This is a genomic window from Pseudomonas fluorescens (assembly GCF_900215245.1).
Classification (GTDB): domain Bacteria; phylum Pseudomonadota; class Gammaproteobacteria; order Pseudomonadales; family Pseudomonadaceae; genus Aquipseudomonas; species Aquipseudomonas fluorescens.
In genome coordinates this window covers 2,859,633-2,883,417 of record NZ_LT907842.1, presented here as the reverse complement: position 1 = coordinate 2,883,417, position 23,785 = coordinate 2,859,633, and the positions used below count along the sequence as shown (strand labels likewise).

Here is a 23,785-nt window from a genome sequence, read left to right as displayed (position 1 = left end):
GACGGGTTTGAAAAAACCAGCCTATCGAATGGCACTTGCGGTGACGCCTTAGGTATTTATCGCCTTCTCAGAAATACTCAAGCGCATTGAATGCCGCCGGCACCTTGCCAATATCCCTGTTTCAATTCGCGGGTAAAAGGCTGCTGATCGCCTGATCGGTGAAGGTACTGAGCAGGCGCTGGTACTGCGCATCGATACTGGCAAACGCCCTGTCGTATTCCTGTTGGGTCATCACATACCCCGGTTGGCTCGCAGGGCCCGTGCGCCCCAGTAGCGCGGATGTACGCTGGATGGTTGCGCGCAGCGCCTCGCGCGCCTGCGCCGACAACGCGCCCGTATCGAGCCACTTCGCCAAGGCCGTTTCCAGGTCAATCAACGCTTCGAATTTGTCGCGTACCGACGAAAACGCTTGCTGGTGGGCGCGTTGCAGATAGTCGACCCACATGGGTTGTTCCAGCAGATTGCTCCGCAGCAGTTCACCCTGCTCCAGTGCCGTCACCCGTTTGAACGCATTTTCGACCATCTGCGCTGTGACATAGTCCTCGCGAAACGCCATGCTTTTGGCTTGCCACGGCAAGTTCAATCGAGTGGCCAAAGGCGCGGTATAGGCCAGATAAATTTCAACCTCATCTATCGGCAGAATTTCGAGACCATCGGCACCGTACTGAATAATCGGAGCCCCGGCGGCGTCATATTGCGGGTACTGCACGCCTTGCGCCTTGAGCTGCTCGACCCGGTCATGGGCAATCCTGCTCAGCTCATCCAATCGCCATTTGCCTCTGGCCAGGTTGAACACACTCCGTTGCACGACACTGGCATCTTCACTTTCATACGCAGCGCGCAGCAGCACTTCAACACCCATGGCATTAAACAGCTGAGCGCCCGCGTCCACACAGGCCGAGGGATTTCTCGCCATACGGAACAACTCGTCACGCAACTCGGCGTCTTCGCCCATGGCTTCCAGCATTCGCCAGACCTTTGCAGTCAACTCCGGCAGTAACCGGCCGCTATCGACCTTTGCATCCCCCGAACGCCTGAGCAGGCGCAACTCATTAAAAAAACCCTCGGAGCCGAATGTCTGCTCAAGGTGGTCCCATAGCCGTTGTTTGGAGCGCCACTCGTCCTGCGGCACACCGGTGTTCCACAAACGACGATCAAATTCACCCCGGGCAGGAAACTGGCGCTCCGGGTCGTAACCCGCCGCTTCGATGTACTGCTTGAATTGCGCCAGCAGATCGGGGGTAGCCAACCTCTCGCGACTGAGTAAGGTTCGCGCGACAATCAGGGCATTGTCTGAACCCGGAGCAAACACCGGAACCCGGTTGATTGGGTTATCCCTCAGGTCCAGGTTGAAGTCACGCGGGCGCGGAACGCGAAAGACTCCGGCGGGCCATTCATGAAGGCCGGTGTTGCTCAACCACAGAGTGCGCAGATTCTTCATACCGCTGACATCCGGTGCCCGCTCCAGGGGGTTGTCTCTCAAGGACAGCGCCTCCAGCCGAACGGCCTTACCCAACAGCACAACGTCTGCGGGCTTCAACGTGATCAAATTGCTTGCCAGATCCAGGCTGCGCAAATGCGGCATATCACCAATGGCCCGGGGCAACTCGGTCAACTCACCGCCATCCAGGCTAAGCACGCGCAAGCCACGGAAGTTGACGAGCAAACGGCCGATATCAGCATCGGTCACATGGCTGGAGATCAGTGTTAATCGAGTGACGCGGTCAAAATTGGCCGGCAGGTCCGGCAGCGTACGCGGTTGCTGCTGCAAGTCGGCTTCGACCCACTCTATTCTCTGCCCCACATATTGACCGTTAGCGTCGTAATGACGCGGGCCGACTTCTTTCAGTGCGTCGTGCAGGGTGTCATAAATGGCGCGCTTGGCTTTCAAGGCTTTGCGATCCGCTTCGCTGAACGGCTCGACCCCTTCCGTGTGCGTGGACAGCCACCGGCTCATCGTCGACTTAAAGTCCGTGCGCTCTCGCTCCAGGCGCTTGAGCCACTGCTCATCGAACCAACCTTGGCGCTGGCGCAGGGCAACGACTTCGTCCACGGTCAAATCGGGGTAAAGCGACAGAATGCGTTCTCGAACGATCTGGTCCAACACGTTCCCCCCACGCCCGGATAATGGATAGCCTCGACGACCAGCGGCCGACAATGTCGGATAGCGCGGCTGTTTTTTCGACTGCATGCCTAACACGTTGCGCAATTGCGCGCGCGACAGGGCTTTTTCGGTGATCAACGCTTTGAGCTGCTCGCCCTGCCCCACGTCAGGTAAACCGATTGCATTGCGATGAGCGTCGGGCAACGCATGCTGCAGTGACCCATACAAGCCGTTGATGCCATGCAGGTCCTGCCCTCGTTCATCCTTGGCTTGATACTGCCCCTCGTCCACCCGCACCAACACCTTGCGTTCGGCGGCATCGGCCGATCCAAAGCTGGCGCGCAACTCACCTTCCAATCGTCCCTCACGCACTTCCAGCCGCAAGCCATTACTCCAGCCAGGCACGTTGGCCAGGCTATTGAGCAGCAGGGCCTCGGTGTCCTTGTTGGCCATGTCATCGAGATAGAGCCCTTCATAGGCGTGGCTCAGGCGCATCTGCTGTTGTGCCAGTCGGGCTTTCTCCAAAAGGCGAAACGGTAGGTTTTGGGTGCGCTTCATGGTCGCCCGTTCGGACGGTGTCACGTCTGCCAGCAGTTCTCGCGCCAGGCCGCTGGGTATAGAGCTGAACTGGTTCTGGACCAGCATGATCGCGGTGTCCGACGGCGGCTGCTGCTCAAGGTAGATACTCTTCATCAGACGCGAACGAACGTTGATCGCATGCTGTTCAAGCCGTGACCGCAAGGACGCGGTGCGTGATTCGGGCGTGCCGTCAGAGCGACCCACCAAGTCCATGAGCTGGCGCTCACTCAAAAACTCGATAACGCGCTTGGGCAACTGCCCGTTCATTAGCTCGCCACGGTGGATACGCAACGTGTCGGACGCTAGCGCCTGGCCATTGCCGTACTTGATCGATGGCCCATCCAACGCGGCATTCGAAAAAGCCTCTATCGCCACGTTTGAAGGCCACCTCGGCATCTCCACCATCAACGACGCGGCATAGCCGCAAAGGTCGCTGCTGAGCGAACCCAGGCGTATGCCCTCGGCAACGTTCACCGCATCGCGATACGCCCTGAACTGGCGCAAGGTGTCGAGCAAAATCGCGGGCGTCGCCTCGCCCTCTACATGCACACGACGCAGCACATCTTCACTCACATCCGCGACACGTCGCACCTGTTCCAGTTCAGCATCGCTGAAACCGTCTGCCAACGGGCCCAAGCGCTGCATCAGCGATGCGCCTTCCCAGGTCTGCGGGCGCTCCAGCTCATGGTTCCAGAGGCCGCCGCCATTTTCCGTGAGGGTCGGCTGATAGGCCTCCGGCCGCGAGGGGTGGACGATGCGGTACGCCTCGGTCACCGGGTCCTGGCGAACAGCGTAGCGCCGGCCCTGCAACGGCAAGACCGAGGTACCGTTGACCTGGTACAGACCCCGTTCGTCGACCGCAACGCCGGAAGGTATCGGCTGACGGTATTCGTAGGAGGACACATCAGGTTTCCATAATCGCTGTTCGCCGCTCGGCAGCGTGACCGGCTTGAGGTGGTCAATGGCGCTCACCGATTTGATGTCGGGCAACACCTTCGCGCCTGCCCCCAGCATCGCCGCGTTGAGGGCTACGCTGGACAAGTGCGCCCACAGCGTTTTCAGGTCGCTTTGCTCGTAGGCTTCGATGCCTTCATACACTTCAGTGCACATCTGCGCCGCGCCCACCGCCAGCATGATCGGCCCCAACCCCGGCACCACGAAAGCGGCGAGGTTGAACACGCTGATCACCGCGTCCAAATAGCTCGACAGTCGCTCCATACGCGCCTGACGGTCCTCATCCCCGGTGGGCACCGCCACGGCGCGGGCGTCCGATAAAATTTTGCGCACCTGGGCCGCGCGCAGTTGCTCCCATAGGTTGCCATTGATAGCCGTCTCATCCAGCGGCAACCTCACCGGCCTTGATGCCAGCGGGTAATCGCCCGCCTCGCCATCGCCGTTGACGGGCTTGTACACCACATTAAATTGTTTAAAAAAGACCCCCTGCTCGCGCTGGGGCACGAACCGGCTGAAGAAGCGTCGATACGAGGCGCTGTGCAAGCGGGCCCTGAGGTCCGCCATAAACTCCGCACTGGAGGCGTACTCCCTGAGCGGCTGCTGTGGGTCGTTGGGGATGAACACGACCAGGCGCTCGACACTGTCACTGCCTTTACGCGCCGGGCCGATCAGCACTGGCCCCACCAACACACTGCCAAACACCTTCAATGCGGCAAACGTCACTGGTTTACCGTCGAGTGTGGCACTGGCCGGGTTAGTGATGACCTGTTTGATCATGCGGTACGCGTCAGCGCTGATGCCCCATTCGGTCTGGTGAGCCGCCACCTCTGCGCTCAGCGCCAATTGCTGGCGTTGGTGCTCTTGCAGCTGCGTTTCAAGTGCGCTGCGCTGGGCCGTGTCGTCCGGTTGGACAATGGCCTTGATGTGCTGCTGATACAAATTGCCTAAGTCCAGGCTGCGGCACACTTGGGCAAATTCATGGGGCGCGATGGACAGGGCCTGGGAATTGACCGCGTGAAAGGTCGGGATGACTTCGCCGTCGTACGAACTCCAGCGCGTTATGACCTGGCAATCGTTGCAGGCACTGACGTGCTCTTCGTCGGGCGCGAAATTGGCCAAGGCGGCCTCAAGCAAAGAAACACCACGGTATTCATAACTCAACGCCGAGTCGTTCTGCTGCTCAAAAACAAACGCACCGAACAGGTCGTCGCGACTTTTAAACCGATACTTGCGGGCGAAATAGACGTTCTTGACGTCCACGTCCAGGTTGAAGCGTTGTTTGATTGCGTCTTTAAGCGGCTGCTCGGCAAAGGCGCACGCGTCCTTGATGTCGCCGAGGGTGTTGTCCACCTGGTTCAAGGTTTCGCGGTAGCGGGTATGGCGGGCGGCCAGCTCAGCCTTTTGCTGAGCCGTGGCGGTCAGGTACCAGCTGGGCAGTTCCGTATCATGGTTGGCGAGTTCTTCCTGGCGCTGGGTGGAACCCTGGGTGAACCACGCGGGTACACGTTCCTTGAGGAAGTCGTAATGCACGCCCCGAAGGTCAGCGTTGAAGGTGCCTTCGGGGGTTGAGGTAACGGGTTGTTCTGACATAACGGGCCATCCGTGCAGGTTGGAAAAAACCAACCTATCGAATAGCCATAGCTGAAAAGCCTTAGATAGTTATGCGGCTCAGAAATGTTCACGCGGGTTGAACGCCGCTTTCTGCGCCAGTTCCTGCCACAACGCCTTGACCTCCTCGTCGCTGCTTTTGGGCATCACGGCCTTGAGCTGCACGAACAAATAGCCGCGCTGCCCGGCCTTGTTCAGCAAGCCATGGCCCTTGGCGCGCATGCGCTGGCCGTTCTGGCTGCCCTCCGGCACCTTGAGGTTGATCTTGCCGGTGAGGGTTGGCACCGCCACCTCCGCGCCCAGCGCCAATTCCCACGGCGCCAGAGGCAGGTTGATGATCAGGTTTTCGCCATCCACCTCGAACTTGGGGTGCGACGCAAACTTGATGATCAGGTACAGATCGCCGTTGGCGCCACCGCCAATACCCGGCGCCCCCTGACCTTTGAGGCGGATGCGCTCGCCGTCGGCCACGCCGGCGGGGATCTTCACGTTCAGGCTCTTGGTGGTGTTGCTGACATGACGACCCGAAGCGTCGTATTGCGGCACCTGGAAGCTGATCTGCTTGGACTCGGTGGACAGCGTCTCTTCGAGGAGCACCGTCAGTTGCATCTCCACGTCCTGGCCCTTGCGCCCGGTGGGACGGCGCTGGCCGCCACCGAAGGCATCGCCACGGCCGCCGAAGATCGAACTGAAGAAGTCAGAAAAGTCTTCAGTACCCGCACCACCGCCAAAGCCGCCACGGCTCTGCCAGCCCGGTGGGCCCTGGAACGGCTGGCCATGCTGGCCGTATTTGCGCAGTTCGTCGTATTCCGCGCGCTTATCGGCGCTTTTAAGCGCTTCATAGGCTTCGGACGCGTCCTTGAATTTTTCTTCGGCGTCTTTTTCCTTGCTCACGTCCGGGTGATATTTGCGTGCGAGCTTGCGATAGGCGGCCTTGATTTCCTTGTCATCAGCCGTCGGCTCGACACCCAGTATCTTGTAGTAGTCTTTGAAATCCATCGGCGGTTCACCATCCTTAATCGAGATCGCACAACCTGAGGCACAACGTGCGCTGCTTTGCACTTGTTGAGTCTTGTGGCCTGGGGGTGCGTCAAAGTGTTATCGGCGCTTGCCGTATGCATCAGATGTGGGGGCGAATCCCTCACTTTCAAGCACGATTTAACGGATGGTTGGCCTACGCATCCGCCTTCGACTGGCATACACTGCGCGGCCGTTTTGCAACCGGAACCCGATAGACATGAAAAACCCATCCCCAGCCCGTGCCTGCGGCATCGACTTTGGCACGTCCAACTCCACCGTCGGCTGGATCCGCCCCGGCGAGGAGACGCTTATTGCGCTGGAGGACGACAAGATCACATTGCCGTCGGTGGTGTTCTTCAACTTCGAGGAGCGTCGCCCGGTGTACGGTCGAATGGCGCTGCACGAATACCTGGAAAACTACGAAGGCCGGCTGATGCGCTCGCTCAAGAGCCTGCTGGGTTCCAAGCTGATCAAGCACGACACCAGCGTGCTCGGCACGGCCATGCCCTTCACCGACCTGCTGGCGCTGTTTATCGGCCAACTCAAAAGCCGCGCTGAAACCACCGCCGGCCGCGAGTTCGAAGAAGTGGTCCTGGGCCGCCCGGTGTTCTTTGTCGATGACGACCCGATGGCCGACCAGGAAGCGGAAAATACCCTGGTCGACGTGGCGCGCAAGATCGGCTTCAAGGACATCTCGTTCCAGTACGAACCGATTGCAGCGGCCTTCGACTACGAGTCCACCATCGAGAAAGAAGAGCTTGTGCTCATTGTCGACATTGGCGGTGGTACGTCCGACTTCTCGCTGGTACGCCTGTCCCCGGACCGCCGTCACAACGACAACCGCCAAAGCGACATCCTCGCCACCGGCGGCGTGCACATCGGTGGTACCGACTTCGACAAACAACTCTCGCTGGCCGGCATGATGCCGCTGTTCGGCTACGGCAGCCGCATGAAAAGCGGTGCCTATATGCCGACCAGCCACCACATGAACCTGGCCACCTGGCACACCATCAACTCGGTGTACTCGCAAAAATCCCAGCTGGCCCTGGGCAGCATGCGCTACGACATCGAAGACACCGGCGGCATCGACCGCCTGTTCAAGCTGATCGAACAGCGCGCCGGGCACTGGCTGGCGATGGAAGTGGAAGAAACCAAGATCCAGCTGACCCACGAAGACAGCCGCCACGTGCTGCTGGACCGGGTTGAACCCGGGTTGAGCGTGGACCTGAGCCGCACACTGTTCGAGTCCGCGATTGATGGCTTGCTCGAGCGCGTGCGCAACAGCGTCACGCAATTGCTGACCGACGCCTCGGTGGACGTTGCCCAAGTGGACACGGTGTTCTTCACCGGCGGTTCCAGCGGCATTCCGGCACTGCGCCACAGCATCTCGGCGATGTTGCCGAATGCCCGGCATGTGGAAGGGAACATCTTCGGCAGCATTGGCAGCGGTTTGGCGATTGAAGCGAGCAAGCGCTACGGCTCCTGACGTGCCCCACTCTCACCAACGCTGAAAAACCAAATGTGGGAGCGGGCTTGCTCGCGATAGCGGAGTGTCAGTCGAAGTAAGTATCGACTGAACCACCGCCTTCGCGAGCAAGCCCGCTCCCACATTTAGACCTGCTTACACGCGAAATCCCGGTCGCCACAAAGGCCGTCTTCCACACACTGACTTCGCCTTACCCTGAATGTTGTAACGAGCCCATCCGAGGCCTTGCACCATTTGATCAATAACGCCAACAGTCCGCCCGTCGCCCAAAAAGCGACCCGGTTTGGCGACCTGCCAAATCACGGTTCAGAAGGCCTCTGCACATTCAGCAGCCTGCCTGACGATGCGATTGGGTCAAACCATCCCGCCGAGCTTCAGCTCACTCTTCAAATACGCATAATAAATCGGCCCCGCCACCACGCCTGGCAGACCGAATGCGGCTTCAAACACCAGCATCGCCAGCAACAACTCCCACGACTTGGCACTGATCTGCCCGCCTACGATGCGCGCGTTGAGGAAGTACTCGACCTTGTGGATCACGATCAAATACCCCAGCGCCGCCACTGCCACCCAGATCGAAATCGACAGTGCGACGATGGTGATCAGCGTGTTCGACATCAAGTTGCCGATCACCGGCAGCAGGCCGAGCAGGAAGGTCAGCACAATCAGGGTTTTGGTCAACGGCAGGTGAATCCCGCACAACGGCAGCACCACCGCGAGGAAGATCGCCGTGAACAGGGTGTTAAGCGCGGCAATCTTGATCTGGGCGAAGACGATGTTGCGAAACGCCTGGACCAGCAGGTGCAGGCGGTCGAACAGTGCGGCGGCCAGGGGTTTGCGCTTGGTCAGGTCGGGCACGCGCTGCAGGGCGATGATGGCGCCGAGCACCATGCCGATCAGCAGGGTGACGAACATGTGGGCGGCGTCTTTGCCGACCAGTTGCAACTCGCTCAAGTGCTTGCTCAGCCAGTCGCCGATGGCCACGCGAAACTCGGCGGCGCTGGCGGGCAGGTAGGCGTCGAGGAACGGCGGCAACTGGCCGCGCGCGCGGTCGACCACGCCCATGAATTTGTCGAGGGAGGCCCCAGGGTTTTCAGCTTCGTGGAGCAGGAAGCTGATGGCGCCGGCAAAGATCAGGGTCAGCACACTGACGATCAAGGTGCCGAGCAATGCCACCGCCAGCCAACGCGCGCGCCGGCCTTCGATCAGCCGTTGCAACTGCGGGGTGAGCATATTGACCAGCTCATAGACCAGCAAGCCGGCCAGCAGGCTGGGCAGCAGCTTGAGCGGCAAGACCAGCAACAACCCACCGAAGATGATGACGCAACTGACCAGCAATAACACGTGACGCTGAGAAAACGTTGGCATACAGCCTCAAAACGAACGGCGTTAAAGGATGGGCAGTCTGCCAGCCTTGAGGGAATCAAGCGAGAGGCCAGGTTGTGAATGCGATCAAGTGTGGGAGCCGGGCTTGCCCGCGATGCAGGCGCCTGGGTTTACCTGGCCTACCGAGGTGATGCTATCGCAGGCAAGCCAGCTCCCACATTTGAGCTCCAGCGTTGGCGAAATCGTGGTCAGCCTTTGAGGCAAGTGCTCATAAAGGTCTTACGCGCATCGCCGGTCAACGCCTTGGTTTTCGCCGTGGCATTGCAGTCCTTCATCTTCTGCTGCTGTGGGGTCAAGGTCTTGGCGTCGTTGGCGGCGGGCGCCGACAGGCAGGTCTTCATGAAAGCCTTGCGGTCATCGCCTTTAAGCGTCTTGGTGGTGGCTTCAGCATTGCAGGTGGTCATTTTATTTTGCTGGGCGGTAGCGGCGAAGCCTTGGGAACACAGCAGCAGGCCCATCATCAACAACGGAATACGCAGCATCTTCATGGAGTTTTCTCCCTGTTACCGTGCCAAAAGGGCACGGCCTACGCAGCAGTGTAGTCAAAACCTGTTACATGTCAGCGGCCGCGAATATTCGACCGGCGATACTGCTCCGGGGTGCAGCCCGCGTGGCGTTGGAACATGGCGATGAAGGCCGAGGCGGTGCTGTAACCCAAGTCGAATGCCACATGTTGCACGCTGCGCTCGCTGTCGAGGGCCTCAATGGCGGCGAGGTAACGCAGGCGTTGGCGCCATTCGCCAAAGCTCATGCCCAGCTCCCGCACAAATTGCCGGGCCAGGGTGCGTTCGCTCACGTGCACGTGCTCCGCCCATTGCGCCAGCGGGCGGTTGTCGCCGGGCTCGGCCTGCATGCCTTCGAGCACACTGAGCAGCCCGGGGTGGCGTGCATAAGGCAGAAAGCAATCGTGAATCGGCGCTTGCTTGAGTTGGTCCACCAGCACTTGGGCCAGGCGGATATCCGCCTCGGTTTGCGGGATGTTGACATCGCGCAGCGCAAAGTCGCCGAGGATCGCCTTGAGAATCTCGCTGATTGCCAAGGTGCACGGCGCCTGTGGTAACTGCTCGCAGAGATTCGGGGCGAGGCCCACCGAGCGATACACAATCGCTTGGGCGTTGTAGGAGCTGTGCTCAGTGTTCGGCGGGATCCACACTGCGTACTGCGGCGGCGACATAAAGCGGCTGCCGGCCACCTCCATGCGCATCACGCCGTTGGCCGAATAGTCCAGCGAGCCCCAGAAATGCCGGTGCGGCGTGCACTCGGTATCAGGCGCGAAATCGGAGTAACGGAAGTAGACCGGGCTTGGCAGGCGCGGGAAATCCGCGAGGCGTACGGTGTGTCTGGGCATATTGTCTGGATATAAAGGTCGGTTGTCTGGATCGCAGTATAGGCTTCGATCCAGACAGGGGATAATCCTGCCTCATCAACACACTTGGTTTCTTTCGATGCAATTTGCGTATCCCCTGCTGGCCATCTTTATCTGGGCCGGCAATACCGTGGTCAACAAATTGGCCGTGGGCACGATCTTCCCCGCTGAAATCGGCTTTTACCGCTGGTTGCTGGCTGCGCTGCTGTTTACCCCGTTCATGCTCAAGCCGGTAATTGCCAATTGGCCGCTGATTCGCCCTAACCTGGGCAAGATCTTCATCCTCGGCGTGCTCGGCATGGCCGTGTATCAAAGCCTGGCCTACTACGCCGCGACCCTGACCAGCGCCACCAACATGGGCATCATCCTCTCGCTGATGCCGTTGATGGCGCTGACCGCTGCGATTATCAGCCTCGGCCAGCGCCTGACCTTTGGCGCACTGACCGGCGCGGTGCTGTCGTTCGCCGGCGTGGTGGTGGTGGTGTCGGCCGGCAGCCTGGGCGCGCTGCTGCAACACGGGGTCAACCTGGGCGACGGCATGATGCTGATCGCCACCCTGGCCTACGCGGTCTACAGCACGCTGCTGAAAAAATGGCAGCTGCGCCTGCCGCCGCTGGTGTTGCTGTATCTGCAGGTGCTGGTGGCCGTGGTGGTGCTGTTTCCGCTGTTCCTGTTCTCGACCAAAGCGGGCCTGGGCTGGGCGAATATTCCGCTGGTGCTGTACGCCTGCTTGCTGGCGTCGATGCTCGCGCCGCTGGCGTGGATGCACTCGGTGAAGACCCTGGGGCCAAGCCGCACCACGTTGTTTTTCAACCTGCTGCCGTTGATTACCGCGTTGATTGCTGCGGTGGTGTTGAAGGAAGAATTGGCCATGTACCACCTGGTCGGCGGCTTGCTGACGCTGGGCGGGGTGATTGTGTCGGAGCGCTGGACCACGCCGGTTCGCCGCCAGGTCCGTGTTGCCGGATAGGCCGCCTTCGCGAGCAAGCTCGCTCCCACAGTCGATCACATTCCAACTGTGACACTCGGTCGAATGTGGGAGCGGGCTTGCTCGCGAAGAACGATAACGCGGTCCACCGGCTAAACCCCGGCAGCCTTCAACCGCTGCGCATGCTCGACAAACAACCGAATCGGCTCGGCGCCCTTGCCCACCAGCCCCAGCGACTGGTTGACGATATCGAAGTGGTCCAAGGCGTAGTCATCACCAATCACTACCCCCAGGTGTGAGCTGTAGCGCCCGACCATACCGTCGCACTGGCCCTTTTCGCGCACAAAGCTGCGGGCGAACAACCGGCAACTGCGGTTCGTGCCGTCCAGCAGGTTACGCCCGCGATCGGTCTTGCCCGGCTGCAAGGTGCCGGACCACGAGTAATAACGCACACCGTTGACCACTTCGGCGCCCTGCCCGCCCCACGTCTGCGGCAACCCTTGAGGAAACTGGCGATTGAACAGCGCCACACCTTCGCAGGTCAGGGACTGGTGCGAGGCCTGCAAGTCGGCCTTGAAGCGCGGCCCGCGATAGCCGGTTTCCAGCACCCCCATCACCCAGGCAGCCAGATGAAACAGCGCGCTCACAAGCCGGCCTTTCCAACTGGCCGGCGGGTAGTGGCTATGGAAATAATCCGCCAATTCCGAACCCTGGTTAGGCCCGGCCACCGACGTCACCGACGCCACCCATTCCGGGCGCTTGGCCGCGGCATACCGCGCCGTCAGGGAGCCCTGGCTATGGCCGATCAGGTTGACCTTCTCAGCACCGGTGTCCCGACGAATCCGCTCGATCTGCAGCAACAATTGTTCACCGCGCACTTCGCTGGAATCCAGCGGTGCCACCTGCACGGGAAACACCTGCGCGCCACCCGCTTGCAGCGCCGGGACGATGCCGTACCAGTAGGGAAACAACCCCAGGCGCACGAAGCCGAGCATACCGGGCACCAGCACCAGGGGATAACGCGTGGCGAGAGACTCGGGCATGCGGCGGGCATCCTGATCAGGCAAGCGATACCGCCATCCTAGCCCACTGGACGTGACCGCCCCATGACCGAGGCCGGTTAAAAATGCCCTGCCAAGTCACGTAACTGACGCTCGGCCTCGTCACAGCCGCGCAGGAACACGCTTTTGTCCGACTCCTCACCCTCGGCGGCAATCACCCGAACGTCATCGATGCCGATGTAACCCAGCACCGTACGCAGGTGCGGGTCGGCATGGTTCATCCCTTCGTTTTCGCCGCCTGGGCCGAACCCGTTACCACCACGGCTGGTGATGATCAGTGCGCGCTTGCCGTTGAGCAACGCCTGGTATTGCGCGATGCCCTGGCTGTCTTGGCGGATGTCGAAGGTCAGGCCCAGGCGTACGATCTGGTCGATCCAGGCCTTGAGGCCGCTGGGCACGCCAAAGTTGTACAGCGGCAAGGAGATCACCAGCAGCTCATGTTCGATCAGCTCGCCGACCAGCTCATCGCTCAATTGCAGGTCGGCCTTCATGACCTTGGGCAGGGATTGCGGTTCGGGGTAGAAATTCGCTGCGACAAACGCCTCGGTCACATGCGGGATGAAGGCCCGGCCGACTTCGCGCCGGGTGATCTGTGCATCGGGATTAGCCGCCTGCCAGGCCTCGAGAAACGATTCGGCCAGGCGCCGAGAGTGGGAGCGCTCGCCGCGTGGGCTGGCATGAACCACTAGCATTTTTTTCATCTGTTCAACCTTCAGGGGATACACTCAGGCAGCCTGGATGGCCGCCGCTCTTGCTTATGAATCTAGAGTTGCTCGCCCTGACCGACAAATGAGCAATAGTTAACTTGGATGAATCTATTTCATCCGTGGAGACAACATGTTTGCCTCGCTGCCCCTAACCGCCCTGCGCACCTTTGAGTCAGCCTCACGCCTGTTGAGCTTCAAGGCTGCGGCCCAGGAACTGTCGGTGACGCCCACGGCGGTATCGCATCAGATTCGCGCCCTGGAAACCTGGCTGGGCGTGCCGCTCTTCGAACGCCTGCCACGCCAGGTGCGCCTGACCGAAGGCGGCGAACGGCTGTTTCACAGTGTGCATGGTGCCTTGCTGGACGTGGCGCAAAGCCTCGACACCCTGCGCCCGCAACGCAGCGCCGGGCACCTGACGGTCTCCACCACACCGGCGTTTGCGGCGCTATGGCTGGTGCCACGGCTGGGTCGCTTCTACGCGGCCCACACGGACATCAACCTGCGCCTGGACACCCAGTGCGAGGTCGTCGACCTCCAGCAGGATGCCAGCGTCGATCTGGTGATTCGCTACAGCATTGGCGACTACCCCAACCTGTATGGGCAATGCCTGTTCGACGAGTGTTTTGCGGTGTATGGCTCGCCCGAGCAGGTCGCGCGCGCCAGCACTCAGGTGCCGACGCTCATCAGCGTGCGCTGGCACAACGCGCAGCTTTACGCCCTGGGCTGGCAGGCCTGGTGCGACAAAGCCGAGGAGACGTGGCTGGACCACACGCTGCCTGTGCGTGAATACGATGAGGAACACTACGCACTGCAGGCGGCGATTGCCGGCCAGGGGCTGGTGCTGGCGAGCAACATTCTGGTGTCGCAAAGCGTTGCCAGCGGTTTGCTGGTGCCCTATCGGCCGCAGATCAGCGTCGGCGGCGCCGGCTACAGCGCGCTGTGTGTGCCGGGGCGGGAACGGCATCCCCCGGTGCGAGCGTTTTTCCAGTGGGTACAGGAGGAGGCGAAGCGGTCCGGCCACACGTTGTGAAATCCGATAAAACTTTTTGCGTCGTCGAACACTCACAACTTGGAGCGATCACGCCGGCAGAGCGTGGCGCAAAACCGGATTAGCACCAGGAGATTGAGATGACTGAAGCACATTTGACTGACGTTGCGACCCTGCGCTCACGCGCCCGTCAGAACGTCGAAAACGGCGCCGTGACCGAAGGCTACGACGCTGATCGCGAGGAAATTATCCGCCTGCTCAACGCGTCGCTGGCCACCGAACTGGTCTGCGTGCTGCGTTATAAGCGTCACTACTTCATGGCCAACGGCCTGAAAGCCAGCGTCGCCGCCGATGAGTTCCTCGAACACGCGACCCAGGAAGCCGAGCATGCCGACAAACTGGCCGAGCGCATCGTGCAGCTGGGCGGCGAGCCGGAGTTCAACCCGGACCTGCTGTCGAAGAACTCCCACGCACAATACGTGGCCGGCAACAGCTTGAAGGAAATGGTCTACGAAGACTTGGTTGCCGAGCGGATTGCGGTGGACAGCTACCGTGAAATCATCCAGTACATCGGCGACAAAGACCCGACCACGCGTCGCATCTTCGAAGACATCCTGGCCCAGGAAGAAGAACACGCCGACGACATGGCGGACATTCTGCAGGACCTGTAGGTCGTCACACCGCAAGCCCCATGTGGGAGCGGGCTTGCCCGCGATGGCGGAGTATCAGTCAACGAAGATATCGACTGATGCCTCCCCTTCGCGAGCAAGCCCGCTCCCATTTTTTTGCTGACTGTTGCGTCAATCAGCCTTTCACCGTCTTCGGCGCCTTGCCTTCCTTCATCTGCTGCAACAGCGGTGCACACTGGTTCGGCGCATCGCTACTCGGTGCCACCAACGCCAGCAACCCGGCAGCCGGGCCGGCGATCACACCCAGCGCGACCATGCCTGCCCCGCGCAGCATCAGCGGTACCGCTTTCACACCCGCATTGGGCTTGATAAACGGGCCGTTGACGTACAGCGGCGAACGCAGGGAAAACAGGCGAAAGCCCTTGGACTCCGGCGTGATGGTCAGGTCGAGCTGTTCGGTCGCCATGTTCGCGGTGCCATCGATGTAGATGATCGCGTTCTCGGTATCGAATACAAACAGGCGAGTGGTCGCCAGGCCGGTCTTGATGCCGAAATCCGCAGCCGCGCAGTTGATCTTCACTTCTTTGTCGCCGAACAGGCGGCCCACCACGTAGTTGCCCACGTTGAGCCCGGCGATTTCCATCAGGCCACGGCTGATTGCACCGTCGTTGATGAGCATTTTCAGGTCACCGTTGGAGGAGCCCAACAACGCCGCCACGGAGTTGCCGCGCCCGGACACATCGGCATCACCGTTGAGCTCACCAAAGCTGGTTTTCATCGGTTCAAAGGTCGGGAACAACTGCTTGAGTTTGAAGTTGCGCGCAGTCAGTTTCGCGCGGCCTTCCATCGGCGTGATGCGCCCGTTGAGACGAATCTGTGCGTCCAGTTTGCCGCCGGCCACCCCAAAGCGCAGGGGTTCCAGGCTCAGTTCGCCGTCGTTGAGGATCAGGTGGGTATAGAGGTCTGTGAACGGCAACTCGGCGCTGTGCACGATGCGCTTGCCGGTGAATTCCACATCAGCGTCCATGTCGCGCCAGCGCTCGGTGCGGAACTCTTCCACCGGCAACACCTTGGTCGCCGGTTGCTTGCTCTCGCCGCCACGGGCTTTTTGCTTGGCATTGGAGTCGGCACCGATCAATGGGGCAAGGTCGGTCATCAGCAATTGGTTGGAGACCAGTTTGCCACTGAGCTTGGGCCGAGGCTGACTGGCCACATACCTGAGGTCGCCGTGGATATCACTGTTGCCGATCTTGCCGTTGAAGTTTTCATAGGTGAATGACGCGCCACTGGCTTCGTGCAGCTTGGCGATCAGGTGACCGTCGGTGGAATAGGCCGGCGAGTCGGGCAGCGTCACACCGGTCAGCGGGTAGAGGTTACCCAGGCTGCTGCCGGCGAGCTTCAGGCGCAGGTCCAGGGCACCGAGGTTAAGTGGGTCGGTCAGGGTGCCGGCCAGGGCGATGCTGGTGTCGGCGATTTTCACCTGGGCTTGCAGCGGGAACGGCTTGGCCGCGTCCTGCAAGGCGAGCAGGCCACCGATTTTGCCGGTGCCGTCGAGCTTCTGACCGTGATATTGGCCTTTGACCTTGAGGGCAAACGCATAGTCCTGAGGCGCCGAGCCTTTTTCCAGGGCCTTTTTAGCATCGGCGTCGCCGACGATCGCGCTGAACGGAATGGGCTTGCCCAGCAGGTCGATGATCACATCCAGCTGGGTTTTGAGCGTCTGGTCGTCAAGCGTTACGTGGCCTTTGTCGAAACCGATAGCGCCGATGTCCACCACCCAACTGGAAGGTTCGGCGTTGGGGTCTTTGGGGTCAAACTTGAAGGTCCAGTTGGCGCGACCATCGGCCAGGCGCTGCAAGTCGGCGCTCGGCTCGGTAAGGTCAATACGCGGGATGACCACACGCTGCGCCAGCAGCGCCAACGGCGAAATGCGCAGCTCTACGCGTTTGAGCGTGACCATCTGGGGTTTTTTCGACCAGTCGGGGTTACCCAGGGTGAGGTCCTCGGCAATCACGTGCGGCCAGGGCACCCAGGCCCGCCAGCCCCCTACATCCGGTTCACGGGCCCACACCACCGCCAGGTTGCCATTGATGGCGAAGGGGCGATGCAGCTCTTCGGAGACCTTGGCATTGAGCGGCGGCTTGATGCGGTTCCAGTCGAAAAACACCAGCACCAACACCACCACGGCGATTAACAGAACGAAGCTGGCGCAGCTCCAAGCAACAATTTTACGAGTGCGCGTCATTGCACAGGACTCCTGGTTACGACTGAGGGTGCGCACTGCCGCGCACCTTTTGACTGCAGCTTATAAGGCTACGACTGACAAATGGTCTGTGGGTTTAGCCTGAGTTCGAATTCATCGCAAAAAAAACGATTCCTCCTACGGCTTGTATCGACCAGACCATCAACAATGCACCAGTGTTACCCGTAAACGGGTCGAAAATACCCACCATGGTGCAAAACCGCGGGCTTGAGAGGTCCGTTCTAGAGCCTCTGCCGAGAACAATCAATTCTGTTGATTATTACCATTGTGTTTATGAACTTTTATATCGACTTATCGAGAGTAGCATTAGCCCTGTACCCACTTTATCGCCCTCCCAAGGAGCAACCATCATGAAACGCCAATTACTCGCTACCGTTCTGCTGTCTGTCCTGGCTTCCAGCGCTTTTGCCCTGCCAGCCGCTGAACAAGCCACCCCACAGAACAAAGCCCAAGCCGTGCAGTCCAGCCAAACCCTGGCGCGCAGCGGTTCGCAAGAAGATGAAAACCGTGATTACGCCAAAGGCGCTGTTGCAGAAAATGGCTCGGAACACGCCAACAAACGCGCTTACACCGAAGGCGTTGCCGAAGGTGGCCGTGATCGCCTGGAACAGAAAGGTCTGGTAGAAGGCGGTGCTGAACAAGCCAACGACCGCGCTTACACCCAAGGTGTTGCCGAAGGCGGTGCTGACCGTCTGCAAGAACTGCATCAAGCACAGAGCTAAGCCTGTGCCGGCCCAGAAAAAAGCCCGATCGGCCGATCGGGCTTTTGCTTTTATATAGACCACGTCACGCTCAGCCCCCGCCAAGTTCGACGCCGATGAAGCTGTTTTGCTAGAGTGCGTCGCTGTACTTGCCGACAAAGCCCGCCCGCCGATGCTGCCCCGCGCCGAACAGAAGCAACAAACCCGCCTCGCCTTGATGGACGCAGCCCGCCATCTGATGGAGTGTGGCCGTGGGTTTGGCAGCCTGAGCCTGCGCGAAGTGGCCAAGACCGCCGGGATCGTGCCGACCGGGTTCTATCGTCACTTTGACGACATGGACCAGCTTGGGCTCGTCTTGGTGAGCGAGGTCGGCCAGACCTTCCGCGCCACTATCCGCCTGGTGCGTCACAACGAGTTCGTCATGGGCGGCATCATCGATGCGTCCGTGCGGATCTTCCTGGATGTGGTCTCGGCCAATCGCTCGCAATTCCTGTTCCTGGCGCGCGAGCAATACGGCGGTTGCCTGGCCGTGCGGCAAGCCATCGGTGCGCTGCGCGAAGACATCACCAGCGACTTGGCGGCGGACCTCACACTGATGCCCAAGCTCCAGCACCTGGATGCCGAAGGTCTGCACGTGATGGCCGACCTGATCGTCAAGAGCGTATTCGCCACCCTGCCCGATATCATCGACCCTCCCGCCCAGGCGCTGCCTGCCCACCTTACGCCTCAGGCGAAAATCACCCAGCAACTGCGCTTTATCTTTATCGGCCTCAAGCATTGGCAAGGGCTGGGCAGTACCGAGTAAGCCCGTCAGCCTGGCATGTGGAAGCCCAGTTCCTGACCCCGCGTAGGCCAGGTTTCTAAAAACGCCAGCAAGAAACAGATGAAAGAAACTTCATACAGAACAGGGCGAACCTCAACGCAAAACGCCCACATCCAGTGCTATAAACCCCATCACGCACCAAATTGAACCACTCCCGCAATCAACGCATGCCCTATTCGGTGGCACGACGATGCCTGCTTACAGGGATTTCCTACTCACGGGTGTGGTTGGCAAGCCCCTTGCTCTAGCTCTCTCATCGCTCATAGCTGGAAGCCTTCTGATGCTGGTGATCCACCGCCGAATCGCCCCCCAAGCCCTCTGGGCTGCCGAATTGCTGCTGAATTTCGAAGCGCGCAGTAAAAGCCGGCTGCGCTGTTTCAGTGCCGATGGCGAAGACGTCGGCCTGTTTTTGGAGCGCGGCCAGCCGCCGCTGCACGATGGGGAATTCCTACAAGCTGAAGACGGACGCGTCGTACGCGTCTGTGCTCGCCCTGAACAACTGCTGCACGTCACCTGCAGCAACGCGTTTGAACTGACCCGCGCGGCTTATCACCTCGGTAACCGCCATGTCGCCCTGCAAGTGGGCGACGGCTGGCTGCGCCTGCTCGATGACTACGTGCTCAAGGCCATGCTCGAACAGTTAGGCGCCCATACCGACACCATTGAAGCGCCGTTCCAACCGGAACACGGCGCCTACGGCGGTGGCCATCATCATTCACGCCACGGTGATGAAGACTTCAATTACCCGCCCAAGCTGCACCAGTTCGGCGTACGCCTATGAACCCAGCCTGGGCGCTGCTGCGTCTGGCCAGTCCGCAGTTGCCGATTGGCGGCTACAGCTATTCACAGGGCCTGGAAATGGCCGTGGACAATGGGCGCGTAAATGACGCCGCGAGTGCGCGTCGCTGGATCAGCGACCAACTGCTGCTCAACCTCGCGCGTTTCGAAGCACCGCTGTTGCTCGCCCACTGCCGCGCCGCCGCCGCACAGGATTGGCCGCGCCTGGCGCAATTGTGCGAAGAGCATCGCGCCAGCCGCGAGACCCGCGAGCTGTATCAGGAGAGTCGCCAGATGGGCTACTCCCTGCAACAACTGCTCAATGGCTTGCCGGAACTGGACGCCGCCGCGCGTGCATTTCTGGAGCCATGCGCCGAACCGCACCTGGCTCTGGGCTGGGCCCTGGCCGCGCGCGCCTGGCACATCAGCCCCGACGACGCCCTCGCCGCCTGGTTATGGAGCTGGCTGGAAAACCAACTCGCGGTATTGATGAAGACGCTGCCCCTGGGCCAGCAAGCCGCCCAGCGCCTGACCAGCGAACTGCTGCCGCTGCTGCAACAAGCCCAGCAGGACGCCGGGCGAATCGACCCCAACCATTTCGGCAGCGCCGCGTTCGGCCTGTCCCTGGCGTGCATGGCCCACGAGCGCCAGTACAGCCGACTGTTCCGTTCCTAGCCCTTTAACGTTGTCGCCTTTTACTTGGAGAAGCACATGAACACACAACCCCTGCGTGTCGGCATCGGCGGCCCGGTGGGCTCCGGCAAGACCGCCCTGACGCTGGCGCTGTGCCTGGCCTTGCGCGACCGCTACAACCTGGCGGTGGTGACCAACGACATCTACACCCGTGAAGACGCCGACTTCCTGGTGCGCAACCAGGCCCTGGCGCCGGAACGCATCATTGGCGTGGAAACCGGCGGCTGCCCGCACACCGCGATTCGTGAAGACGCCTCGATCAACCTGGAGGCGGTGGATCAGCTCAACCGCCGGTTTCCGGGCCTTGACCTGATTCTGGTGGAGTCCGGCGGTGACAACCTGTCGGCAACGTTCAGCCCGGAGCTGTCGGACCTGACGATCTATGTGATCGATGTGTCTGCCGGCGACAAGCTGCCACGCAAAGGCGGGCCCGGTATTTGCAAATCCGACCTGCTGGTCATCAACAAAATCGACCTGGCGCCGCTGGTGGGCGCCTCCCTGGAATTAATGAACAGCGACACCCAACGCATGCGCAACGGTAAACCCTTTGTGTTCAGTAATCAGAAAACCGGCGTCGGCCTGGATGAAATCGTCGCCTTTATTGAACGTCAGGGCTTGCTGACCGCCGCCTGATCTCACCCTAAAAAAGGAGCCTGTCCATGGGCCTCAACAAACTTCTCGCAACCGCCGCTCTGCTGCTCGCTCCGGCCCTCGCCTTCGCTCACCCCGGGCATGGGGACAATGGGCTGGTGGCAGGCATCAGCCACCCGTTGGGCGGCATCGATCACTTGCTGGCCATGGTCGCAGTCGGCCTCTGGGCGGCGCAGCAAAAAGGCAACGCGCGCTGGGCACTGCCTTGCACCTTTGTCGGCGTCATGTTGATTGGCGGCCTTTTGGGCTTTGAAGGCCTGCAATTGCCGGCACTTGAGAGCGGGATTGCCGCGTCAGTGCTGGCGCTGGGCCTGGCAGTAGCGCTGGCGGTGCGGCCGCCGTTGTTTGTGGCGGTGGGTGCGACGGGGTTGTTCGCGCTGTTTCACGGCGTGGCGCATGGCTTGGAGCTGCCGGAGATGTCCAGCCCGTGGGCGTATGCCGTAGGGTTTGTCGGCGCAACGGCGGTGTTGCATGCGGCCGGGTATGCGGTGGTGCGTTTCCTGCCGGCGGCGGCTGCACCGTTGGTGCGGGTCGCGGGTGCGGCTTCGGCGGCGACTGGGGTCTGGTTGCTGGCGGGCTGATTTTCAGCGCTGCTGAGGGCCTCTTCGCGAGCAAGCCCGCTCCCACATTTGACCGCATTCCAATCGGAGGACGCGGTTAAATGTGGGAGCGGGCTTGCTCGCGAAAGCGGTCTCAAAACCACCATCTATCCCAAGCCTGCTACCATGCGCGCCTACACCCCTGCCGTGACGACGCCAGCCGATGCCCATCGCTCCAAGCTCCGCCCCCAAGCCTTCGTTGAATGCCGTGCTCACGCACTTCCATGACCTGATCGTGCCGCTGTGGCAGGGCCCGGGCTGGAATGCCGAGTTGGCGTTGCCGTACGAGGCGCTGGACGCCAATCACACGCCATTGCCGCCGCAACGCTACCGCGCCATGGCGTGTGCCCGGCAGCTGTACCTGTTTGCCAGCCTGATCGGTGAACCCGGCTCGGCCTTCGCCGAAGAGCGTGCGGCGGCGCTGTTTCGTTCACTGCAACGGCACTTCCATGACGCCGAGCACGGTGGCTGGTTCTACAGCATCGACGCCCACGGCAAGCCGCTGGACAAGCGCAAAGACCTCTACACCCATGCATTCATCATCTTCGCCTGCGCCCACTATTGGGCCAAGGTGCGTGAGCCCCTGGTGGAATCCGTGCTTGATGCGGCCCTGGCGGTGGTCGCCGAACGTTTCGCCACCGGCGACGGCCTGTACGAAGCGGTATTGGAACGCAGCTGGTCATCCCTCAGGTCCGGCCCCCTGCAAAACCCGCTGATGCACCTGGCCGAAGGCTTCCTCGCCACGTTGGCCGTGCGTGAAGACGCCATTACGCAAGATGCACTGCTGGACCTCGCTACCGCGATGCAGAAGCGCTTCATCGACCGCCAGCACGGCGTGATGATGGAAAAACCGCTGGGCGCTGTGGATAACTGGTTTGAGCCGGGCCACCAGTTCGAATGGTTCTTTTTGCTGGAATCGTCAGACGTCCTGCGCAGCACCCCATTGCATGCATCGCTGACGCGGGCGTTTGCCTACGCCGAGCGCAAGGGTGTGGATAAACTCAGTGGTGCGGTCAGCGGCATGCTCGCCCTGGATGGCAGCGTGCGCGACGGTACTCAGCGAATCTGGGCCCAAGCCGAATACCTGCGCGCACTGACCTTGCGCCCCGGCAGTGAGGCGGTGCTGCAACGCCAATTGCTGGCGCTGCAACAACGATTCCTGCATGACAAAGGCTGGCACGAATGCCTGGACGCCGAGGGCGCCGTGAGCCGACGGGATATGCCGTCGACCACGCCGTATCATTTGGCGACCTGCTATCAAGGCCTGATCCAGCATCTCGGCTGATTTTCAGGGCCTCATCGCAGGCAAGCCAGCTCCCACATTGGACCGCATTCCAACGGTAGGACGCGGTTAAATGTGGGAGCGGGCTTGCTCGCGAAAGCCTCCCCTCGGTCTAACTGACTGTCACGCAATCCACTTGCGATCCCCGGTAAAACTGATCGTCAGCCAGCGCGCCGCATCCGGCGTGCCGAGCCCTGTGGATATCTCTTCACGCAGCCCATCCAGGGTCGCGACGTTATCCACCGGGTAGTTCGCCGGCAATACCACATGAATCTCGATAAACCGCGCCCGTCCGTGTTTTTGCACGTACGACACGTAGTCGTCGAAACCATGCCTGGCCTGGGCCGCGTCCATGACCTCGCGCACCTTGTCGTCCAAGTGGTCCGGGGCAATCCCCAGCACTTCGCGCAATGCCGGGCGCAGGATCTTGAACGCCGGCGCCAGCATGCTCAGGGCCAGCAGGATCAGGATCAGCGGGTCGACATACACCGCCCACTCGCCATATCCCTGAGACTTGAGCAACAGCGCGGCGAGAAAGCTGATCAGCAAACCCACCGAGAGCATCGCGTCCACCATCCAACTGATGTTGTCGAACTGGATCAGTGAGGATTTCAGTGTGCGATTGCGATAGCGCACGTAGAAGAAGTAGGCAAATTCAACGACGGTGAACACCGCCGCATAAATAATCACCAGCCCCAACTCGATTTCGCGCCCGCCGTTGATAATGCCGAACACACCGTTGAGAAACGCGTAGATCGCGATCAACAACAGGAAACTACCTTCGATCAGCAACACCATGGGTTCCAGGTGCCAATAGCCGAACTGGAAACGCTCGTTGCTTTTCTTGGCGATCAGCTTGGCCGTGATCAGCATCAACACCTTGATGGCGGTGGCGATCAGCGAGAAAAAGCCGTCGAATAGAATGGATTGGGCGCCAGAAATAACACCCGTGACAATCCCGGCGATCGCGACGGCGAACATCAGGATGGTCGATTGTTTGAGCAGTGCCTGCTCACCTCGGTTACTCACATTTCCTCCCGTCAAAACCTTTAAACCGCACAGTGCGGAGGGGTTTTACGGGGTGGAGTGTACCTTATGTCGTGTTTTGGCCGATTTGACGCCATCGCTGGCAAGCCAGCGCCCACATTTGATCGGGTTCACACGGTCAACATGTGGGAGC

At 60.7% G+C, this 23,785-nt stretch carries 20 protein-coding genes; 11 read left to right on the top strand and 9 right to left on the bottom strand.

The annotated features are described in order from the left end of the window. Positions 1 to 121 precede the first annotated feature (121 nt). On the bottom strand, positions 122 to 5,227 hold the full coding sequence (locus CPH89_RS13255) for an NEL-type E3 ubiquitin ligase domain-containing protein (protein WP_053254097.1): 5,106 nt from the start codon (positions 5,225 to 5,227) through the stop codon (positions 122 to 124). A gap of 78 nt (positions 5,228 to 5,305) precedes the next feature. Continuing rightward, a complete protein-coding gene (locus CPH89_RS13250; protein ID WP_053254096.1) occupies positions 5,306 to 6,244 on the bottom strand; it encodes a DnaJ C-terminal domain-containing protein in 939 nt (312 codons plus the stop codon). A gap of 238 nt (positions 6,245 to 6,482) precedes the next feature. Between CPH89_RS13250 and CPH89_RS13245 the strand changes: the two genes are divergently transcribed. After that, complete coding sequence (locus CPH89_RS13245; protein ID WP_053254095.1) at positions 6,483 to 7,751, top strand: Hsp70 family protein; 1,269 nt, start codon at positions 6,483 to 6,485, stop codon at positions 7,749 to 7,751. Positions 7,752 to 8,105: 354 nt separating this feature from the next. Here the strand turns inward: CPH89_RS13245 and CPH89_RS13240 are convergent, their stop codons facing one another. The 3 genes from CPH89_RS13240 to CPH89_RS13230 all read right to left on the bottom strand — a co-directional run bounded on the left by CPH89_RS13240 (position 8,106) and on the right by CPH89_RS13230 (position 10,485). Continuing rightward, positions 8,106 to 9,119: an AI-2E family transporter gene (locus CPH89_RS13240; RefSeq protein WP_053254094.1), complete on the bottom strand. Its 1,014-nt coding sequence runs from the start codon at positions 9,117 to 9,119 to the stop codon at positions 8,106 to 8,108. Between the two features lie 206 nt (positions 9,120 to 9,325). After that, the gene (locus CPH89_RS13235; RefSeq protein ID WP_053254093.1) at positions 9,326 to 9,625 is read right to left on the bottom strand and encodes a PsiF family protein; all 300 of its coding nucleotides are present in this window, start codon (positions 9,623 to 9,625) and stop codon (positions 9,326 to 9,328) included. Between the two features lie 71 nt (positions 9,626 to 9,696). Beyond that, a complete protein-coding gene (locus CPH89_RS13230) occupies positions 9,697 to 10,485 on the bottom strand; it encodes an AraC family transcriptional regulator (RefSeq protein ID WP_053254092.1) in 789 nt (262 codons plus the stop codon). 97 nt (positions 10,486 to 10,582) lie between these two features. Here CPH89_RS13230 and CPH89_RS13225 point away from each other — a divergent pair, with 97 nt between their 5' ends. After that, on the top strand, positions 10,583 to 11,473 hold the full coding sequence (locus CPH89_RS13225) for a DMT family transporter (protein WP_053254091.1): 891 nt from the start codon (positions 10,583 to 10,585) through the stop codon (positions 11,471 to 11,473). A 110-nt stretch (positions 11,474 to 11,583) separates the two neighbouring features. On the opposite strand, the gene CPH89_RS13220 is transcribed toward CPH89_RS13225, so the two are convergent. Continuing rightward, positions 11,584 to 12,474, bottom strand: a complete 891-nt coding sequence (locus CPH89_RS13220) for an esterase/lipase family protein (RefSeq protein ID WP_053254090.1) — start codon at positions 12,472 to 12,474, stop codon at positions 11,584 to 11,586. A 77-nt stretch (positions 12,475 to 12,551) separates the two neighbouring features. Then, positions 12,552 to 13,193, bottom strand: coding sequence for an FMN-dependent NADH-azoreductase (locus CPH89_RS13215; protein WP_053254089.1), 642 nt, complete (start codon positions 13,191 to 13,193; stop codon positions 12,552 to 12,554). Between the two features lie 136 nt (positions 13,194 to 13,329). Between CPH89_RS13215 and CPH89_RS13210 the strand changes: the two genes are divergently transcribed. Both CPH89_RS13210 and CPH89_RS13205 read left to right on the top strand, forming a co-directional pair. Next, positions 13,330 to 14,229 carry a LysR substrate-binding domain-containing protein gene (locus CPH89_RS13210; protein ID WP_053254088.1) on the top strand — a complete coding sequence of 300 codons (900 nt, stop codon included), beginning with the start codon at positions 13,330 to 13,332 and terminating at the stop codon, positions 14,227 to 14,229. 98 nt (positions 14,230 to 14,327) lie between these two features. Then, entirely contained in the window at positions 14,328 to 14,858 is a 531-nt protein-coding gene (locus CPH89_RS13205; protein WP_053254087.1) for a ferritin-like domain-containing protein, read from the top strand. Between the two features lie 133 nt (positions 14,859 to 14,991). Here CPH89_RS13205 and CPH89_RS13200 read toward each other — a convergent pair whose 3' ends face one another. Beyond that, a complete protein-coding gene (locus CPH89_RS13200; protein WP_053254086.1) occupies positions 14,992 to 17,061 on the bottom strand; it encodes an AsmA family protein in 2,070 nt (689 codons plus the stop codon). Positions 17,062 to 17,429: 368 nt separating this feature from the next. Here CPH89_RS13200 and CPH89_RS13195 point away from each other — a divergent pair, with 368 nt between their 5' ends. The 7 genes from CPH89_RS13195 (at position 17,430) to CPH89_RS13165 (ending at position 22,608) form a co-directional block, all read left to right on the top strand. After that, positions 17,430 to 17,801 carry a hypothetical protein gene (locus tag CPH89_RS13195; protein ID WP_053254085.1) on the top strand — a complete coding sequence of 124 codons (372 nt, stop codon included), beginning with the start codon at positions 17,430 to 17,432 and terminating at the stop codon, positions 17,799 to 17,801. A gap of 151 nt (positions 17,802 to 17,952) precedes the next feature. Next, complete coding sequence (locus tag CPH89_RS13190) at positions 17,953 to 18,585, top strand: TetR family transcriptional regulator (RefSeq protein WP_053254084.1); 633 nt, start codon at positions 17,953 to 17,955, stop codon at positions 18,583 to 18,585. A gap of 298 nt (positions 18,586 to 18,883) precedes the next feature. Continuing rightward, on the top strand, positions 18,884 to 19,384 hold the full coding sequence (gene ureE, locus CPH89_RS13185; protein WP_053254083.1) for an urease accessory protein UreE: 501 nt from the start codon (positions 18,884 to 18,886) through the stop codon (positions 19,382 to 19,384). Further along, a complete protein-coding gene (locus tag CPH89_RS13180; RefSeq protein WP_053254082.1) occupies positions 19,381 to 20,055 on the top strand; it encodes an urease accessory protein UreF in 675 nt (224 codons plus the stop codon). The genes ureE and CPH89_RS13180 overlap by 4 nt, the downstream gene beginning before the upstream one ends. Before the next feature lie 36 nt (positions 20,056 to 20,091). Beyond that, entirely contained in the window at positions 20,092 to 20,706 is a 615-nt protein-coding gene (gene ureG, locus CPH89_RS13175; RefSeq protein ID WP_017849719.1) for an urease accessory protein UreG, read from the top strand. A 26-nt stretch (positions 20,707 to 20,732) separates the two neighbouring features. Further along, positions 20,733 to 21,305, top strand: a complete 573-nt coding sequence (locus tag CPH89_RS13170) for a HupE/UreJ family protein (RefSeq protein ID WP_053254081.1) — start codon at positions 20,733 to 20,735, stop codon at positions 21,303 to 21,305. A gap of 181 nt (positions 21,306 to 21,486) precedes the next feature. Next, positions 21,487 to 22,608 carry an AGE family epimerase/isomerase gene (locus CPH89_RS13165; protein ID WP_053254080.1) on the top strand — a complete coding sequence of 374 codons (1,122 nt, stop codon included), beginning with the start codon at positions 21,487 to 21,489 and terminating at the stop codon, positions 22,606 to 22,608. 120 nt (positions 22,609 to 22,728) lie between these two features. Here CPH89_RS13165 and CPH89_RS13160 read toward each other — a convergent pair whose 3' ends face one another. Next, positions 22,729 to 23,634 carry a cation diffusion facilitator family transporter gene (locus CPH89_RS13160; RefSeq protein WP_053254079.1) on the bottom strand — a complete coding sequence of 302 codons (906 nt, stop codon included), beginning with the start codon at positions 23,632 to 23,634 and terminating at the stop codon, positions 22,729 to 22,731. Between the last annotated feature and the right edge of the window lie 151 nt (positions 23,635 to 23,785).

What these genes read in the sequence shown, in the direction of transcription:
- CPH89_RS13255 (WP_053254097.1), bottom strand. Translation starts at nt 5,227, where the DNA reads ATGTCAGAACAACCCGTTACCTCAACCCCCGAAGGCACCTTCAACGCT.
- CPH89_RS13250 (WP_053254096.1), bottom strand. Translation starts at nt 6,244, where the DNA reads ATGGATTTCAAAGACTACTACAAGATACTGGGTGTCGAGCCGACGGCT.
- CPH89_RS13245 (WP_053254095.1), top strand. Translation starts at nt 6,483, where the DNA reads ATGAAAAACCCATCCCCAGCCCGTGCCTGCGGCATCGACTTTGGCACG.
- CPH89_RS13240 (WP_053254094.1), bottom strand. Translation starts at nt 9,119, where the DNA reads ATGCCAACGTTTTCTCAGCGTCACGTGTTATTGCTGGTCAGTTGCGTC.
- CPH89_RS13235 (WP_053254093.1), bottom strand. Translation starts at nt 9,625, where the DNA reads ATGAAGATGCTGCGTATTCCGTTGTTGATGATGGGCCTGCTGCTGTGT.
- CPH89_RS13230 (WP_053254092.1), bottom strand. Translation starts at nt 10,485, where the DNA reads ATGCCCAGACACACCGTACGCCTCGCGGATTTCCCGCGCCTGCCAAGC.
- CPH89_RS13225 (WP_053254091.1), top strand. Translation starts at nt 10,583, where the DNA reads ATGCAATTTGCGTATCCCCTGCTGGCCATCTTTATCTGGGCCGGCAAT.
- CPH89_RS13220 (WP_053254090.1), bottom strand. Translation starts at nt 12,474, where the DNA reads ATGCCCGAGTCTCTCGCCACGCGTTATCCCCTGGTGCTGGTGCCCGGT.
- CPH89_RS13215 (WP_053254089.1), bottom strand. Translation starts at nt 13,193, where the DNA reads ATGAAAAAAATGCTAGTGGTTCATGCCAGCCCACGCGGCGAGCGCTCC.
- CPH89_RS13210 (WP_053254088.1), top strand. Translation starts at nt 13,330, where the DNA reads ATGTTTGCCTCGCTGCCCCTAACCGCCCTGCGCACCTTTGAGTCAGCC.
- CPH89_RS13205 (WP_053254087.1), top strand. Translation starts at nt 14,328, where the DNA reads ATGACTGAAGCACATTTGACTGACGTTGCGACCCTGCGCTCACGCGCC.
- CPH89_RS13200 (WP_053254086.1), bottom strand. Translation starts at nt 17,061, where the DNA reads ATGACGCGCACTCGTAAAATTGTTGCTTGGAGCTGCGCCAGCTTCGTT.
- CPH89_RS13195 (WP_053254085.1), top strand. Translation starts at nt 17,430, where the DNA reads ATGAAACGCCAATTACTCGCTACCGTTCTGCTGTCTGTCCTGGCTTCC.
- CPH89_RS13190 (WP_053254084.1), top strand. Translation starts at nt 17,953, where the DNA reads ATGCTGCCCCGCGCCGAACAGAAGCAACAAACCCGCCTCGCCTTGATG.
- ureE (WP_053254083.1), top strand. Translation starts at nt 18,884, where the DNA reads ATGCTGGTGATCCACCGCCGAATCGCCCCCCAAGCCCTCTGGGCTGCC.
- CPH89_RS13180 (WP_053254082.1), top strand. Translation starts at nt 19,381, where the DNA reads ATGAACCCAGCCTGGGCGCTGCTGCGTCTGGCCAGTCCGCAGTTGCCG.
- ureG (WP_017849719.1), top strand. Translation starts at nt 20,092, where the DNA reads ATGAACACACAACCCCTGCGTGTCGGCATCGGCGGCCCGGTGGGCTCC.
- CPH89_RS13170 (WP_053254081.1), top strand. Translation starts at nt 20,733, where the DNA reads ATGGGCCTCAACAAACTTCTCGCAACCGCCGCTCTGCTGCTCGCTCCG.
- CPH89_RS13165 (WP_053254080.1), top strand. Translation starts at nt 21,487, where the DNA reads ATGCCCATCGCTCCAAGCTCCGCCCCCAAGCCTTCGTTGAATGCCGTG.